The sequence below is a fragment of the Veillonella sp. KGMB01456 genome, assembly GCF_023051165.1.
Classification (GTDB): Bacteria; Bacillota; Negativicutes; order Veillonellales; family Veillonellaceae; genus Veillonella_A.
In genome coordinates this window covers 1-15531 of record NZ_JALKIG010000048.1, presented here as the reverse complement: position 1 = coordinate 15531, position 15531 = coordinate 1, and the positions used below count along the sequence as shown (strand labels likewise).

Genomic DNA, 15531 nt, shown 5'->3' with positions numbered 1-15531 from the left:
TAAACATATAAATTCGTGATTAAAATTTTGTCGCATTTGATATTGCAATTAGCATTCTAAATTATTTGTGCTTATTTATATTATACCTCTTTTTACTTGTAAAAAAGAGAGGATATCTAGTATTATAGATATATAAGCTAGTCATAGCAAAAAGTGATGATGTTTTCAAAAGAATGGAGTGATACTAGTGGCAGTAGGTAATCGAGTGTATTTAAAAAGACCGATGGTAAGTGATGAACTATTGAACGAATATCAGGGGATTCCGGCGGCAAATGTGGCGGATTGTATGGGGCGCCTCAGTGCATTGCATCCGCGCGTTTCTTTGAAATCTTCACCTAAACAACCGGTGACGGTAGGCCGTGCTTTGACGGTAAAAACGCGTGGCGGTGATAACTTAATGATTCATAAAGCTCTCAATATGGCGCAGCCCGGCGATGTTATTATGGTGTCCAATGACGGGGGCACGGAATATCGGGCGATCATGGGTGAAGTCATGTTGGGCTATGCGATTTATAAACAAATTGCCGGCCTTGTAATTGACGGACCGATTCGCGACAGTGATGCGGTAGAGGCTATGAGCATGCCTGTTTATGCAAACGGCACCAATCCGGCAGGCCCTTACAAAGATGGCACCGGTGAGATCAATACGCCAATCGCTTGCGGCGGCATTTCCGTACATCCGGGGGATATTGTTGTCATGGACCGCGATGGTGTTATCGTTGTGCCTTGGCAGGATGCGGAAGAAGTGTTAGAGGGGGCTAAAAAAATCCAAGCCAAAGATGCCGCTAATGTGCATGCCGCTTTGACCGGTGATGCGGATCGTCAATGGGTGGAAGACGCACTCAAAGAGCAGGGCACCGAAATTATCGACGACCAATATTAATTGTAGCCGAGAGTAAAACTTGAAAAACTAAAAACTAAACAGTCATTAACTTTAGGGTGATGATTATAAAAAAGCAACCGATGCTTACAGTGTTATGTAAGTTCGGTTGCTTTTTGTTGTAATTGTGAAACTATACTAAGTTTTGAGGTTTGCCCGCTTCCCACGCTTTGATATTTTCAATAACAATATCCGCTCTGGTTTCGAGCGCTTCTTTGCTGGTGAAAGCTACATGCGGTGTGAGAACGGTATTTTTTGCATGACATAGCGGATGGTCGGCCGGAATTGGCGGTTCCGTTTCGAATACATCGATGCCGGCGCCGGCTAAACGACCTTCGTTAAGAGCGGCCGCTAAGGCATCGCTATCTACAACGGGACCGCGAGCCGTGTTGATGAGCACGGCCGTCGGTTTCATGAGTTTAATCATGTCGGCGTTCACGAGACCTTTCGTTTCAGCTGTTAACGGTGTGTGTAAAGATACGAAATCAGCTTCACGGAATAATTCTTCTTTTGAAACGAATTTAACGCCTTTAGCGATGAGATCTTGTTTTTCACTGCGGTTATAGGCAATAACTTTGCAACCGAAAGCGAGGGCAATTTCAGCTACGCGGCGACCAATGGCACCGGTACCTACCACGCCGAAGGTTTTACCAAACAGTTCAAAACCTACCAAACCGGCTTTAGTGCCTTCATGACGTGCCTGATGGTCGCAAGGCACGATATTGCGAATTACGGAAATGGCAAGACCAAAAGCGAGCTCAGCTACGGCATTGGTGGAGTAGCCGGCAGCATTACAAACGGTGATATTCCGTTCGCGGCAGGCGTCTAAATCCACATGGTCCACGCCGGTAAAGGCGATAGAAATCATTTTGAGATTCGGGCATTGGCGAATGATGTCACCGGATAATTTCTGATTGGCTAAAATCAACACGTCCGCGTCTTTTACGCGATCCAATAATTTAGCTTGGTCTAATTCCTGGGTTTCAGGATAGAAGAATTCGTGGCCGGCTGCTTTAAGTGGGGCACTGACTTCTTCGATTTTGGCGGCGGATACGCCTAATGGTTCCATCACGATGATTTTCATATTGTCACCTCGTTTAAATTAGTGAGTATGTATAGAGTTAGCAGCTAACATATATTATTGTAGCTCTTATTAATTTAGATTATACGCCAAATAACCGGAGAATACAAACGTGCCGAAGCCATGGAGATTCACTCGGATATGAAAAATAATATTAAATAATGTTTGAGAATACGTTGAAAAACGATGCATACCGTCAAATTCTCGTACATCATGTGAAATAAACTTGATATATTTTTTTTATAAAGAGAATTATTAACAACAATAAGAACCTTATTAATGCCATTTTGAACATTTTGTATATAGTGGTACGCTAAATCTCTTTTTTGTTTGATTAATTGTAAAAAAAGCGTAAAATTTAAATAAATTATTTACAAATTATAAATATTTTATAAACTGTACCTAATGATGTATGAACATTCTGAATAATGAAATTAATAATATATACATCATATACGAAAAAGAGCATTCACGAGATATACGAAAAGATAATTCACAAGATATACGAAAAGTGAACTCACAAGCAGATACGGAGGTAATAGAGTGAAAATAACTAACAAAGTAAGCATAGTGCTGTTAATAGCTGTTTGGCCGTTAGCCTTACTTTTGCCCGATTGGGCTTTTTGGGAAAATAATTGGATTGAAAATATAGAGGCACTCATACTGTTAGGCGGCTTTGTAATGACGGTTAAGTGGTCAATGTCAGGAGCTCGCTCTACGCGGTGGCTTTGGCTGAGTGCGGCGGTATTATTTTTAGTGGCACTGGGTCGTGAATTGAGTTGGGGCCGTGTTTTCTATCCGATGGCATGGACGGCCACCGGACCGGAATTTCCGGGAATACATGAAGTGTGGTTTGGTGCGTATGTACCTTGGTTTTTAGGTGCCATGGCAATTTTGTTCTGTATTGCTGTGTGGCGAGGACGCTCTTTAATAGTTGCTTTATATAAAGAGCATCTTAGTGATCGAACGCTGCTTAGCTACCTCGCTATTTTTATAGGGGGACTCGTATTAGGTGAAACATTATTTGAAAAAAACATGGTTTCATTATGGTCTGCCTATCATCAAAACTTGGAAGAAATGGCGGAATTATGCAGCTATTGGTCCGCTATAGCGCTTGTTTTCAGAGTAAAAGAGTTGATTAGAACAGACGTAGCAGCTTGCGTGATTAAAGGCAAGACCCTGTACTCATTGGCTCAGTTTACTTTGCACCGATAAGACCATCTCTTGCCTAAGGGGCTATTTGATGACATCGTATTGTAAATAGTTGAAAGTACGCATCGAGTAGACACAAGTAGTAAACTAATGCAACAAAATTTATAAAAACAGCCTTTGTTCGAAGGCTGTTTTTTGATTTTTTAAATCCTCTAAAAAAGGCGGTATTATCATACTTTTTGCAGAGTAATAATGCACAATGATAATCTAATTCCTATTTGAAAACAGGAGATTTAATTTGCTATACTACAAAGAGACATCACTCACAACCATACAATTTTGGTCGATGTCGGTTCCAACAGAGGTTGGATTATATTGAATACATAACTAGTATTATTTGTGTGAGGTGCAAAACTATGAGTTTCGAAAGTCGATTCCAACATATTGATCGTCGTGTTCCGATTTCAGAGAACAATCCTGCAATCATTCATGATTTAACTAAATGTAAAAACTGTACATTATGCCGTCGTGCTTGTGCTGACGTTATGGGTGTACTTGACTACTACGATTTAGAATCTACCGGTGATGAACCGATTTGTGTTCATTGCGGTCAGTGCGCAGCCGCTTGCCCATTCGATTCCATGAACGAACGTTCCGAACTGGACGAAGTAAAAGCAGCTATCGCCGATCCTGATAAAATCGTTGTTATCCAAACTGCACCGGCTGTACGTGTAGGTATCGGTGAAGAATTCGGTTATGAACCGGGTTCCGTTTTAGAAGGCAAAATGATTGGTGCATTGCGTCAACTTGGTGCCGACTATGTAGTAGATACCAACTTTGGTGCCGACTTAACTATTATGGAAGAAGCCAGCGAATTAATCGAACGCGTTGTAAACGGTCATGGTGAATTGCCACAGTTTACAAGCTGCTGCCCGGCATGGGTAAAATTCTGCGAAACTTACTATCCTGAATATTTACCAAACATTTCTACAACTCGCAGCTGTATCGCTATGGAAGCAGCTGTTATTAAAACATATTTCGCTAAGAAGATGAATATCGATCCTGAGAAAATCGTATCCGTGAGCGTGGCTCCTTGTACGGCTAAGAAATTCGAAATTCGTCGTCCTGAACAGAATAAATCCGCTGCATACTGGGAAAAAGAAGAGCTTCGTGATACCGATTACTGTATTACGACTCGTGAATTCGGTAAATGGATTCGTGAATCCGGTATCGACTTCATTCAGGTAGAAGAATCTCAGATGGATAAATACATCGGTGCTGAAACCGGTGGCTCCGTAATCTTCTGTAATACCGGCGGTGTTATGGAAGCAGCTGTTCGTAGTGCTTACAAATTCATTACCGGTGAAGAACCAACTCCTGAACGTTACACTAACTTGCAGGAAGTTCGCGGTATGGAAGGCGTTCGCGAAGCGGAAGTTGAAATTGGCGACAAAAAATTAAAATTAGCAGTTGTTCATGGTGGTAAAAATATCCGTACATTCTTGGACGACATGAAAGCTAATGGTAAAAAATACGATTTCGTTGAAATGATGGCTTGCCCTGGCGGTTGTATCGGTGGCGGCGGTCAGCCACGCGTTAAAATGCCGGTAGCTAACAAAGTTCGTGAAGCTCGTATCAAAGGTATCTATGATATGGATTCCAACATGAAACTTCGTTCCAGCTATGAAAACCCTGAAATCAAAGCAATTTACACTGAATTCTTTGATAAACCATTGGGCGAATTGTCCGAACAGTTGTTACACACTCATTTCACCGACCGCAGTAGCGATCTTGGTGTACGTAAAGATGTAACGCCTGAAACTTGCCCAACATCCCCTAAATTCAAGAAACCTGAATAAGAGGATAGGCTGAGAATTGAATAAACGTTTATTTCGATAACGAGATAAACGAATATTCCGATTAGCGAATCATAGAGCATCGAATGCTTGTGACAATCACAGTATTTGATGCTCTTTTTGTATAACTACAGTTGACATGTATCTCTGATTGAAGTATTATAATATACATCGAAAGGGTAATGTTTTACCCCCAGGTAGCTATAATTTTATAGAATCATCCAGAGCAGCTGAGGGATTTGGCCCGGTGATGCTGCGGCAACCTGCTTGATGCATATGCAAGAGGCAAGGTGCTAAGTCCAACGGGTAACCGGCAGATGATAAGACAGTAGGTCGTCATTTGTTGACGACTTTTTTTATTAGCTGCCACTTTTGAGAGGAGATTGAGAATATGAGTAATGCAAAGCAGACAATTGGGAAAGGTCCGTTCCGCTATGATGTTGTGGGGAGTTTTTTACGACCTGAATCTGTAAAAAAAGCGCGCCAAGAAGTAGAAGCGGGGACTCTTGGTAAAGCGGAACTTCGTAAGGTAGAAGATGAAGCCATTCGCGACTTAATCGATAAAGAAGTTAACGTAGGTCTTAAAGCTGTAACAGATGGTGAATTTCGCCGTGCGTACTGGCATTTAGATTTCTTGGAACAATTGGTGGGCGTTGAACGTATTAAAGCGGACCATTGGTCCGTAGCTTTTAAAGGCCATCAGCCTAAAGCGGCCACTCTTAAAATCGTAGGCGATATCGACTTCCCGGATAACCATCCGTTTTTGGAAGATTTTAAATTCGTAAAAGCCACGGCCGGTGATAGAGCGGTTGCTAAATTTACGATTCCGTCGCCATCCATGCTCCATTTGATTTGCTGTGTTCGCGAAGAACATTATGAACCTATTGCGCAGTATAAAAATGAAGAGGCTTTATTTGAAGCCATTGCCAAAGCCTATCGTAAGGCGATTAAGGCATTCTATGATGCCGGTTGTCGTTATCTTCAGTTGGATGACACTTCTTGGGGTGAATTCTGCGATGAAACAAAACGCAAAGAATATGCGGCCCGTGGTTTAGATTTAAATCATATTGCTAAAAAATATGTAGAAGTAATTAATTATGCCTTGGAAGGTAAACCGGACGATTTAGCTGTAACTATGCATATTTGCCGCGGTAACTTCCGTTCCACTTGGTTCTCATCGGGGGGCTATGAACCGGTGGCGGAAACACTGTTCGGTCATTGTAACATTGACGGTTTCTTCTTGGAATACGATTCCGACCGTGCCGGCGGGTTTTCACCGCTTCGTTTTATAAAAAATCAGAAGGTCGTATTAGGACTCGTTACTTCCAAGTTCCCTGAACTTGAAAAAGAAGAAGACCTATTGGCTCGTATTGAAGAAGCCAGCTTGTATGTGCCAAAAGACCAATTGGCTTTGAGCCCGCAATGTGGTTTTGCCTCTACGGAAGAAGGCAATAATTTAACCGAAGAAGAACAATTTGCTAAGTTGGCACTCATTAAACGAGTTGCTGAAAAGGCTTGGGGGCCCTATGAAGAATGATGAAAGTCGCAATGATGAAAGTCGCAATGTAAATAATATTTCGACTGAAGCTGCCACTTCACCCGATGGTAGTAAGAAGAGCCATGACAAGAGTGCGGGGCGGGAGGCGTTTCGCTACGCTTTTCCCTTAACCGTGCCGATTTGTGCGGGCTTCTTATTTCTGGGCATCTCCTACGGCCTCTTTGCCGTAGGACAGGGCCTGCCTTGGTATTTGCCGATTATTATGAGCGCGACCATCTTTGCAGGCTCTATGGAGTTTGTGACCGTCGCCTTATTGACCGCTCCCTTTGATCCGTTGGGGGCGTTTATTCTGGCCTTTATGGTTAACGGACGTCACATTTTTTACGGGTTGACCATGTTAACCCGCTATACTTCACAGGGGTGGAAAAAATATCCCCTTATTTTCGGCATGTGTGATGAGTCGTTTGCCCTCAACGCGACCGTAAATTTGCCGGATAATGTGGATAGAGGCTGGTTTTATCTTCATGTGACGTGGCTGAACTTTGTCTATTGGGTGCTCGGCGTGGCCATGGGCTCCATAGGCAGTCAATTCATTACCTTAAACTTAAAAGGTATTGAGTTTGTTCTAGCGGCCTTGTTTGCGGTTATATTCCTGGATATCCTGTTAAAGGGCAAAAATTTACTGCCCGGCTGTATCGGTCTCGGCGTGTCGCTCTTGATGCGTATTGTCTTGGGGCCGGATGTATTTATGCTGCCGGCCATGGCCCTCATGGTAGTTATCTTCAGTTTACTGTATAAGTTTAAGGGTAAAAAAGAAACGGATTTAGCAGATGAAGGGGGGACGGCTTCATGACAGCTTGGGAAATGACGATTACCATTGGCGCCGTCGTCCTTGGTACGATGGCTACGCGTTTTATTTCGTTTGTCGTTTTTGCCAAGTCGGAAAAACCGCCGGCCATCGTGACGTACTTAGGCGATATGTTGCCGGCCGCCGTTATGGGGCTCTTGGTGGTGTATTCGTTAAAGGATGTATCGCTCTCGGTAGCGCCGAACGGCATTCCGGAGGCCATTGCTTTGGTAATATTGGCGGCCGTTCACTATTGGCGGCGCAATTTATTGCTTAGCATTGCCGTAGGCACCATTGTGTACATGTTCTTGGTGCAGGAGATATTTTAGGTTGATTATATAGTTTAGTATGTAAATCGGATATAGTCCGACTCTTTCTATAATTAAGGGAAGAGTCGGGCTTTTTTGTTGTGAAAAATATAAATAGGCTACATATTGCGACAGTTCTATGACTATAAAGTATTGTTAAAGGGTTTTACAAACGATTTCTGATGATGTATTATGAGTATAACAAGTTTAGAAATCGATTTCGTAAATCGATTTCGTGAAATAAAAACAAAGTAGACTGTTAATTAAAGCATAAATTAGAACGTGATTGAATACATAGCTTAGAACGAGACTTAAAAAATTGATTTTAGCGTAGGGAGGTGCTGTATGGGAAAGGTAACAATCGCTGATGTGGCAGCTCGAACAGGTTTTTCAAAAACCACAATTTCACGCTTTTTAAACGGGAAATATGAATTCATGTCCGAAGAAACACGTAAACGTATCAGTGAAGTCATCAAGGATATTGAATATAAACCGAATCGCATGGCTCGCAGTTTGCGGTTGCAACAAAGTCATATGATTGGTGTTATCGTATCAGATATTTCAAACCCGTTCTCGGCCATCCTTTACACCGGTATTTCGGAGTATTGCGAACAACATGGCTTTACCGTGCTATTGGCTGATGCCGGTGATGATCCGGATAAGGAAAAACGCTATATTCAGTCGATGATTGCGCAAGGTGTGGACGGTCTTGTTATCAATGCAACCGGCGCGAATGTTTCATATTTGAACGAAGTGAATCGTACCATGGTGCCCATTGTGTTGGCAGATAGACCGGTTGAAGGCTGTGAATGTGACATAGTGTCTGTCGATACGAAGCAGGTGACGAAGGATAGTTTGGACTTATTGTTAAGTAAGGGGTATGAACGCATTCTTTTTGCTACGCGGCAAATTGGAACCAATGGAATTCGGCGTGAACGATTTGATGAGTTTTCGACACAGTATGAAGCCTTAACAAATCGCCAAGCTATGACGTTGGAATATACTAAGGCAGATAAAGAGTCTCTCAAAACGGCGATTCTTTCTGCCTTGGCAGCGGCCCGTGATGCCGGTGAAAAGCTGGCTTTATTTGCCGGTAATGGTGTTGTACTTAGTGATATGGCCTATTTATTAAGGCGCAATAAATTACGGAGCCCTGATGATGTGGGACTTTTCAGTTATGATAATTGGCCGTGGATGGATAGTATCGGACCGGGCATATCGGTAATAGAATTACCGTCGCATCAAATAGGCAGTGAATGTGCACGTCTATTGCTGCTGAGGGTTTCGGCTAGTCTTAAAGCGTCTGAGGATTTAGTGACATCGGAGGCTTCAGGTAGTACGTCTATGGCGAAGCAACATATTATTTTGTCGGGCAAAATTGTGGAGCGCGACTCCCTGTAAGAGATATTGGCATTTTAAAAATATATTTAGGAGGTATGGAGGGTGGCAAGAGTTTTAACATTTGGTGAGCCTATGGGGCTCATGGTGGCAACGGAGCCGAAGGCACTTAAAGATGTAACCACGTTTCACCGCTATGTGTGCGGTGCGGAGGTGAATTTTTCAGTCGGTATGAGTCGCTTAGGACATGATATGTCGTATATCAGCCGTGTCGGCAATGATCCGTTTGGTCAACATATTTTGGACTTTTTAAAAGAACAGCATATTAATACGGACTATGTTACGCTCGATGAGGTGAATCGAACGGGCATGCAACTTAAAGCAAAAACGTTGGAAGGCGATCCGGAGGTTGTTAATTTCCGGCGTTTCACAGCGTTCTCGTATATGGAACCGGCTATCGTTGATACAGTTGCTTGGGATAAATATGATCATTTACATGTTACCGGTATTCCGGCGGCGTTGTCGGATAGTTGCCGCGAAACATCCATAGCCATGATGAAAGCTGCTAAAGCACATGGGGGTCAGGTTTCCTTTGATACCAACCTTCGTCCTGCTTTATGGCCTTCCGAAGAAGCTATGCGTGAAACAATCAACTACTTGGCATCGTTAGCGGATATTGTGTTACCCGGCTTTGGTGAAGGGAAAATTTTGACTGGTTTTGATACACCGGAAGCCATTGCGGACTTCTATCTCAAACAAGGAGCCAAAGCAGTAGTTATTAAATTGGGAACTAAAGGTTCTTTTGTTAAAACAGAAGCGGAAGCCTTCTATGCACCGGCGTATGTGGTGGAACAGGTAGTCGATACGGTTGGAGCCGGTGACGGTTTTGCGGTGGGCACTATCAGCGGCCGCTTGGAAGGACTCAGTTGGGCGGATTCGGTTCGCCGCGGAGCAGCGATTGGTGCACTTCAGGTGCAGGTGGAAGGAGATAATGAAGGATTGCCTACACCGGAACAATTGGCGACGTATCAAAAGAGTGCTAAGTTAAGTGAATAAAATGTAGTTTATATACCTAACCTATAACTTAAAAAGTAAGCGCTTACACGCATTGCACGGTGTTTAATATTAGGTATAGTGACATAAAAAATAAAGTAATGGATATATTAGGAGGATTTTATCATGGACAAATTACAAGTTATTGAAACAGTAAAAAAAATAGGCGTTGTTGCCGTTATTCGCGGTAATACGCCGGATGAAGCAGTTCAGATTTCTGAAGCCTGCATTGCCGGTGGTGTAACGGCTATCGAAGTAGCTTTCACCACGCCACGTGCGCATGAAGCCATTTTGACTTTGTCTGAAAAATACAAAGATAATGCACAAGTTGTTATTGGTGCCGGTACCGTGCTTGATGCGGAAACAGCTCGCATGGCTATTTTAAATGGGGCTGCTTTTGTTGTTTCCCCTGCATTTGATGAAGCTACCATCAAATTATGTAATCGTTATCGTGTAGCTTGCATGCCGGGTACTACAACTATTCAAGGTGTAATCCAAGCCTTGGAATTGGGTGCCGATATTGTTAAAGTATTCCCTGGCGAAGTTATGGGCAGCAAATTCATTAAAGCTGTAAAAGGCCCATTGCCACAAGCTCAAATGATGCCTACCGGCGGCGTAAGCATTGATAATGTAGCCGAATGGTTTAAAGCCGGTGCTGTTGCTGTCGGGGCAGGCGGCGCGTTGACCGGTGGCGGAAAATCTTTGACTGAAATTACCGAAACAGCTAAAAAAATCGTTGTTGCGGTGGCAGAAGCCAGAAAATAAGCTAGATAAGGTTTGAAGAATATAAAGAAATCCTCGAAGTGAATTGAGAATTAGTTCATAAACTTATTGGTTGTGACATTCTCCGGTAAACTTCGAGGATTTTTTTGTATTTAATTATTTAACGTAATACCATAGTTGCCGGTGGCAATATTAGTCATTTCGGCAAATATAGTATCTAATGTGTTGGCTGATTTAGTATTGGTATCATTAATTAATAACATAATATTGGAACCTAGTTTTTTAGTAGCACTACGGAAGTTTGTACCGGGCATAGCAGGTATTTTTGTTAAAATAACACCTGAGTTTAATAAGGTGTCATCAATATTATCGTAATAATCAGCGTATTCCTTCTTTAAAAGATTGAAATTTAATTTATTATCCGCGTACAAAATATCTACAAAGTTAATAGACTTCTTGAATTTAGTTTTGTTAAAATTAACAGCTTCAATTTGTAATGCCTGATTTATACCTACTTGTAACATTGCATTAGCCATAATCACTTGATTCAGGGGCAAGTTATCAGTCGAATCTCTAAATTTGCTTATTAGATCCTTTTTTGTAAGTAGTAATAGGGTAGAAAGTTGAAGAAAATTACGTAATGTTTTAATTTGCAGATCTATATTTTTTGAATTTTGGGGTAAATCAAAGTATTTTACAAAATATTTGTAATTAATGAATTTAAATATTTGACGCTCTTTTTCAAGTTCTTCGGATGATTTTATTTCAGCTAAGGCAGCATCATAAGTTGCTTGTAAATTTAGCCAAAACTCAATGCTGTTGTTGAACAGCCGAGCTAATTTTACAGCAATATCTATAGATAAATTTTGTTCGCCTCTGATTAAAAGACTAAGGTTCTTAGGTGTCGTATCCAAGCGTTTGGCAAAATCTTCTTGGGTAAGACCACTATCCTCAACTAATTCTTGTATATAGTAGCCCGGATGGAAGGCCATTTTATTATTGTACTCTATGTAATTATTCATAATGTTTGCTGACCTCTTTAAAATCAAATTACCTAACTAGTAATTTAATTTTAATTCTATATAACACAAATGTCAATGTATTTTAAATATATAGGTGATTGTTTAAATGAAAAAGCTCATCTAAGTAAGCACTTAGATGAGCTAGTTTTAAATGTTATACTGCTTTCTAATTTCCGCCAACAACGCCTCGCAGCCTTTACTGATGTCATCATAGGTTTCGTCAAAGTTGCCGGTGTACCATGGATCTTTAACATCTCGTGATTCGCCGACGAAAGAAAGCATTTTCTTTACTTTACCGTCCGCGTCCGGGCCGATTACGCGACTCAAATTGCGACGATTGTTTTCGTCCATGATGATAAGATAATCTGCCGAATTGTAATCTGCTTTGGTCACTTGTCGAGCGGCTCGTGGTGTAAAGGGGATATTGAGGGCACGGAGTTTACTTTTTGTTCCGTGATGAGTGTCGTTCCCGATTTCTTCGCGGCTGGTGCAGTGGAGTCGATTTTAAAATACTCGTTCAGATTTGCCTTTGTGACTAAATCTTTGAAAACAAATTCAGCCATTGGTGAACGACAAATATTGCCGTGGCAGACGAACTGCACGTGGATTGGTTTTTTCAGTGTTTTCATAAGCGCCCTTTTTACAATAAATACTATAAACAAAGTGGCGTGCTACATAGGCACTAAATCGTTTTAGACGAACTGGAGAATCATAGCAAACAAACTTAGAATCATTTGTTGCAGCGGAATCAACACCCAGGTCAGGAACGGCGTGTAAATGAGCAAGATTAGCATCAAAAAGCCGTAACGGGCCCATTGCCAATATTTCATCTGCCAGTATGGAGAGAGCATGTTGGAAACAATGTGCGCTCCATCAAGAGGCGGAATGGGAATCAAATTGAACAAGGCAAAGTTGATGTTAATGATTACCATGAGCGAGATTACCGTGTAAAGTCCGGAAGATACGTCGATGCCGTGGTTATTGATGAAAAACAGCACGAACGCGGATATAAAGGCAATGACTAGGTTGGCTGCCGGACCGGCGAGCGAAACGAGGGTGTCATCGCGTTTTTTATTTTTAAAATTAGCCGGGTTGATCATAACCGGTTTTGCCCAACCGAAATGCAAGAGCAAAAGCATCAACATGCCGAGTAAATCGATATGAGCGAAGGGATTCATGGTGAGTCGTCCCGTACGGCGCGGCGTATCATCGCCCAACGCGTCGGCTACTTTGGCATGCGCATACTCGTGCATGGCCATGGCAATGATGATAGCCGGTAAAGCGGCTACAATACTTAATAGATTAAAGTTAAACATAGTCAGCTCCTTTGTATGATGTAATGTAATTTATAGTATACCGTAAATTATCGATGTAAGCAAAAAAATCACCCATAATTTCTTAAATTGGTGGGTTCGAAAGAGAAGGGGCTTGTAAAAAGATAGGGACGTTTTCATAGGATGCACATTATTGGTATGAGCTTCATACTGACGATGCGCACCAATGGTGTGAGTCTCATACTGACAGTGCGGATGCGCACCAATGGTATGAGTCGATGGCTTGCTCCTTGCCGTCGTGGTTTTTATAATGGAGGTAGTGTTAAAAGATGAATGAGGCTTTGGGAGAACGCGCTTGAATTATCTGGATGAAAATAGGGGACAGACGGAAAAGTTAGTGTATTTTATAGGGGAGATGGATCTATGGCAAAAGTCGTAATTCCAATGAAATTGTTAAACCGTTTATATACGGAAGAAAAGTTGTCGACTTGGGAAATAGCCAAGCAATTGGGGTGTAGTCAAGATACGGTGGTTCGTCGTTTGCATGTGTATCAAATTCCGGTGCGGACGCGACGCAAGCAATTGCCGGAAGCGGAATTGGCTCACTTATATCAAAACGTCGGCCTTGGGGTTAAGCAATTGGCAGTTCGCTATCAATGTTCCCATACAACCGTAGCGGCCCGTTTACATGAAATGGGACTGTTAATGAACAAGAAGTCGGATTTTAGAGAGCCTACACCTTCTGTGAAACGCCAAATTATCAGTTTGTATAACAGCGGGCAAAGCGCCGGCTGGATAGCACAGCACCTTCGCATGTCTCGTTGGACCGTTTTGAAAACGTTGCGTAATAGCGGCATTGAGATTCGCCACAGCAATAAACGAGTGTATTTAAATGTTAAGGAATTGGCCTACTTATATGAGCAACGCCATATGTCGACGACGGAATTGGCGGCCCTGTATGACGTGAAACCGGCTACCGTAGCGGAACGGTTAAAAGAAGAAGGCGTTCGCTTGCGGGGAAATAATTTGGCCCTAGACATGTTTGAGGTGTGCAGGCGCTATCAGGAAGGGCATAGTCCGATGCAGATTGCAGACCAATTGGGATGTTCCTATTCGGCGGTGCGACGGCGATTGGACGCATGGCAAGGGTATAAGAAAAGGTCGTAAGCAAGTTGGTAAGAAAAGGCCGAAAGAAAATAATGTAAGTCGGTTCGTAAGAAAAGTCTGAAAGAAAAAACGTAAGAAAGGGCTGTAAGCTATCAAATAATTGTAAGAATAATAGGTGGGATTAATAGGGCGAAGTGTTGCATTATAAGGCCTGAATTCGTTATACTAGAGTGTATGAAAGAAACGTTTTTTCAATTAAACTTAGTAGAATGGAGTTAATCATGGAGATTGTTCTTGCACTGTTGCCTTATTTGACCGCCGGATTTTGTGCGGCTGTTGTTTCACGTTTCACCGGTGTGGCCTTATCGTTTATCGTAGTACCGACATTATTAATTTGGGGTGCTACACCGGCAGAATTAGTATCATTTATGCTTACTTTTGCGGTGTATAACGGGTTTACCTCGGAGACTCAGGATTTTCGCTTGAATATAAAAAACCTCGTATTGTTTAAAGGTTGGCGTTTGGCGATTCCCCTCGTAGGTTCCGTTGTGTTGTCCTTTATTATGCCACCGGCTGCCATTGCTTTCTTTATTTTCTGCTTTATTGCCGAATTGGCCATGAGCATGTACAACCGTTTACCGGCCAATGAAAAGCCGGAGCTCAAAGGCGTAATTCTCAGTGTTGTGACTGCCGCCGTATGGTGCTTGGTCGGTGTATTCGCCGTTCGCTTATTACCGGTTGATTACTACTTTATCTTAGTAGGTCTTGGTATTTTGGGCTTAACCGCTTTCACTTGGTATGCAAGTAAACATCGCGATGCGTTCCGTGGCACGTGGTCGGTTATTTGGAATTTCCTATTGTTGTTCTTAGGCTTGTTCGGTTTGGATATTTCCATATATGCCAAAGCATTGCGTCGATCCTTCCCAAGCAAACAGGACGTAATGATTCCGGTAATTTATTTTGTAGCTGCCTTCGTAGGTGTATTGGCACTTTTCGCATCCGACTTCTTATTCTCTATGGAAGCCTTGGTGGCAGCTGTTGGTGCCGCTATCGGCATGCGTTTGTTCGGCATGTATGAATTTAGCCAACGCGGCACATTCTCTTATGCAGCTATTGCCGTTACAATCTTGGCAGTAGTCAGCTTGTACTTGGTAAGTCCGGCGCCACACGGTTTAGTTAACATGGAAGAGTTGTTTAACGTGTATACCGGTCAATAATTAAATAATATTTAGTAACTAAAAGGCGGTTATGCAATTTCGAAATTGCATAACCGCCTTGTTTGTTTTAAACTGCTTTGTTGCTGATTCGCACTACTGTTAAGTAGGTCGCAGCGTTATTTTAGGGTTATAGGACATTTTGAGTTGGTAATTTAATCCCATAGATAGTTAGGAT

At 42.2% G+C, this 15531-nt stretch carries 14 protein-coding genes, 1 pseudogene and 1 riboswitch; of the genes and pseudogenes, 11 read left to right on the top strand and 4 right to left on the bottom strand.

Annotated elements, in window-relative coordinates:
* Nucleotides 1-187 precede the first annotated feature (187 nt).
* A complete protein-coding gene (locus MXE28_RS10295; protein WP_021841100.1) occupies nt 188-883 on the top strand; it encodes an RraA family protein in 696 nt (231 codons plus the stop codon).
* A 130-nt stretch (nt 884-1013) separates the two neighbouring features.
* Here the strand turns inward: MXE28_RS10295 and MXE28_RS10290 are convergent, their stop codons facing one another.
* Complete coding sequence (locus tag MXE28_RS10290; protein WP_226974617.1) at nt 1014-1964, bottom strand: 2-hydroxyacid dehydrogenase; 951 nt, start codon at nt 1962-1964, stop codon at nt 1014-1016.
* Nucleotides 1965-2504: 540 nt separating this feature from the next.
* Between MXE28_RS10290 and MXE28_RS10285 the strand changes: the two genes are divergently transcribed.
* The 8 genes from MXE28_RS10285 (at nt 2505) to MXE28_RS10250 (ending at nt 10778) form a co-directional block, all read left to right on the top strand.
* Entirely contained in the window at nt 2505-3176 is a 672-nt protein-coding gene (locus MXE28_RS10285) for a hypothetical protein (protein ID WP_226974616.1), read from the top strand.
* 353 nt (nt 3177-3529) lie between these two features.
* A complete protein-coding gene (locus MXE28_RS10280; protein ID WP_226974615.1) occupies nt 3530-4972 on the top strand; it encodes a [FeFe] hydrogenase, group A in 1443 nt (480 codons plus the stop codon).
* 211 nt (nt 4973-5183) lie between these two features.
* Nucleotides 5184-5293, top strand: a riboswitch (SAM riboswitch).
* A gap of 67 nt (nt 5294-5360) precedes the next feature.
* Nucleotides 5361-6506, top strand: a complete 1146-nt coding sequence (locus MXE28_RS10275) for a 5-methyltetrahydropteroyltriglutamate--homocysteine S-methyltransferase (protein ID WP_021841104.1) — start codon at nt 5361-5363, stop codon at nt 6504-6506.
* Nucleotides 6496-7320, top strand: coding sequence for an AzlC family ABC transporter permease (locus MXE28_RS10270; protein WP_226974614.1), 825 nt, complete (start codon nt 6496-6498; stop codon nt 7318-7320). The genes MXE28_RS10275 and MXE28_RS10270 overlap by 11 nt, the downstream gene beginning before the upstream one ends.
* Nucleotides 7317-7643: an AzlD domain-containing protein gene (locus MXE28_RS10265; RefSeq protein ID WP_021841106.1), complete on the top strand. Its 327-nt coding sequence runs from the start codon at nt 7317-7319 to the stop codon at nt 7641-7643. The genes MXE28_RS10270 and MXE28_RS10265 overlap by 4 nt, the downstream gene beginning before the upstream one ends.
* A 324-nt stretch (nt 7644-7967) precedes the next feature.
* Nucleotides 7968-9023, top strand: a complete 1056-nt coding sequence (locus tag MXE28_RS10260; protein ID WP_156704002.1) for a LacI family DNA-binding transcriptional regulator — start codon at nt 7968-7970, stop codon at nt 9021-9023.
* A gap of 42 nt (nt 9024-9065) precedes the next feature.
* On the top strand, nt 9066-10016 hold the full coding sequence (locus MXE28_RS10255; RefSeq protein WP_156704004.1) for a sugar kinase: 951 nt from the start codon (nt 9066-9068) through the stop codon (nt 10014-10016).
* A gap of 123 nt (nt 10017-10139) precedes the next feature.
* A complete protein-coding gene (locus tag MXE28_RS10250; protein ID WP_226974613.1) occupies nt 10140-10778 on the top strand; it encodes a bifunctional 2-keto-4-hydroxyglutarate aldolase/2-keto-3-deoxy-6-phosphogluconate aldolase in 639 nt (212 codons plus the stop codon).
* A 110-nt stretch (nt 10779-10888) separates the two neighbouring features.
* On the opposite strand, the gene MXE28_RS10245 is transcribed toward MXE28_RS10250, so the two are convergent.
* From MXE28_RS10245 to MXE28_RS10235, 3 genes and pseudogenes are all read right to left on the bottom strand, one after another.
* Nucleotides 10889-11758: a HigA family addiction module antitoxin gene (locus tag MXE28_RS10245; RefSeq protein ID WP_156704006.1), complete on the bottom strand. Its 870-nt coding sequence runs from the start codon at nt 11756-11758 to the stop codon at nt 10889-10891.
* Nucleotides 11759-11905: 147 nt separating this feature from the next.
* Nucleotides 11906-12387, bottom strand: a pseudogene (locus MXE28_RS10240) (low molecular weight protein-tyrosine-phosphatase).
* Nucleotides 12388-12450: 63 nt separating this feature from the next.
* On the bottom strand, nt 12451-13074 hold the full coding sequence (locus tag MXE28_RS10235) for a site-2 protease family protein (RefSeq protein ID WP_021841112.1): 624 nt from the start codon (nt 13072-13074) through the stop codon (nt 12451-12453).
* A gap of 381 nt (nt 13075-13455) precedes the next feature.
* On the opposite strand from MXE28_RS10235, the gene MXE28_RS10230 reads away from it, so the two are divergent.
* The gene (locus MXE28_RS10230) at nt 13456-14199 is read left to right on the top strand and encodes a helix-turn-helix domain-containing protein (protein ID WP_021841113.1); all 744 of its coding nucleotides are present in this window, start codon (nt 13456-13458) and stop codon (nt 14197-14199) included.
* A gap of 221 nt (nt 14200-14420) precedes the next feature.
* On the top strand, nt 14421-15356 hold the full coding sequence (locus MXE28_RS10225) for a hypothetical protein (RefSeq protein WP_021841114.1): 936 nt from the start codon (nt 14421-14423) through the stop codon (nt 15354-15356).
* Nucleotides 15357-15531 lie beyond the last annotated feature (175 nt).

Bases quoted from the DNA above. Each gene is read 5' to 3' on its own strand.
- MXE28_RS10270 (WP_226974614.1), top strand. From the start codon at position 6,496: ATGAAGAATGATGAAAGTCGCAATGATGAAAGTCGCAATGTAAATAAT.
- MXE28_RS10275 (WP_021841104.1), top strand. From the start codon at position 5,361: ATGAGTAATGCAAAGCAGACAATTGGGAAAGGTCCGTTCCGCTATGAT.
- MXE28_RS10250 (WP_226974613.1), top strand. From the start codon at position 10,140: ATGGACAAATTACAAGTTATTGAAACAGTAAAAAAAATAGGCGTTGTT.
- MXE28_RS10230 (WP_021841113.1), top strand. From the start codon at position 13,456: ATGGCAAAAGTCGTAATTCCAATGAAATTGTTAAACCGTTTATATACG.
- MXE28_RS10225 (WP_021841114.1), top strand. From the start codon at position 14,421: ATGGAGATTGTTCTTGCACTGTTGCCTTATTTGACCGCCGGATTTTGT.
- MXE28_RS10265 (WP_021841106.1), top strand. From the start codon at position 7,317: ATGACAGCTTGGGAAATGACGATTACCATTGGCGCCGTCGTCCTTGGT.
- MXE28_RS10235 (WP_021841112.1), bottom strand. From the start codon at position 13,074: ATGTTTAACTTTAATCTATTAAGTATTGTAGCCGCTTTACCGGCTATC.
- MXE28_RS10280 (WP_226974615.1), top strand. From the start codon at position 3,530: ATGAGTTTCGAAAGTCGATTCCAACATATTGATCGTCGTGTTCCGATT.
- MXE28_RS10290 (WP_226974617.1), bottom strand. From the start codon at position 1,964: ATGAAAATCATCGTGATGGAACCATTAGGCGTATCCGCCGCCAAAATC.
- MXE28_RS10245 (WP_156704006.1), bottom strand. From the start codon at position 11,758: ATGAATAATTACATAGAGTACAATAATAAAATGGCCTTCCATCCGGGC.
- MXE28_RS10260 (WP_156704002.1), top strand. From the start codon at position 7,968: ATGGGAAAGGTAACAATCGCTGATGTGGCAGCTCGAACAGGTTTTTCA.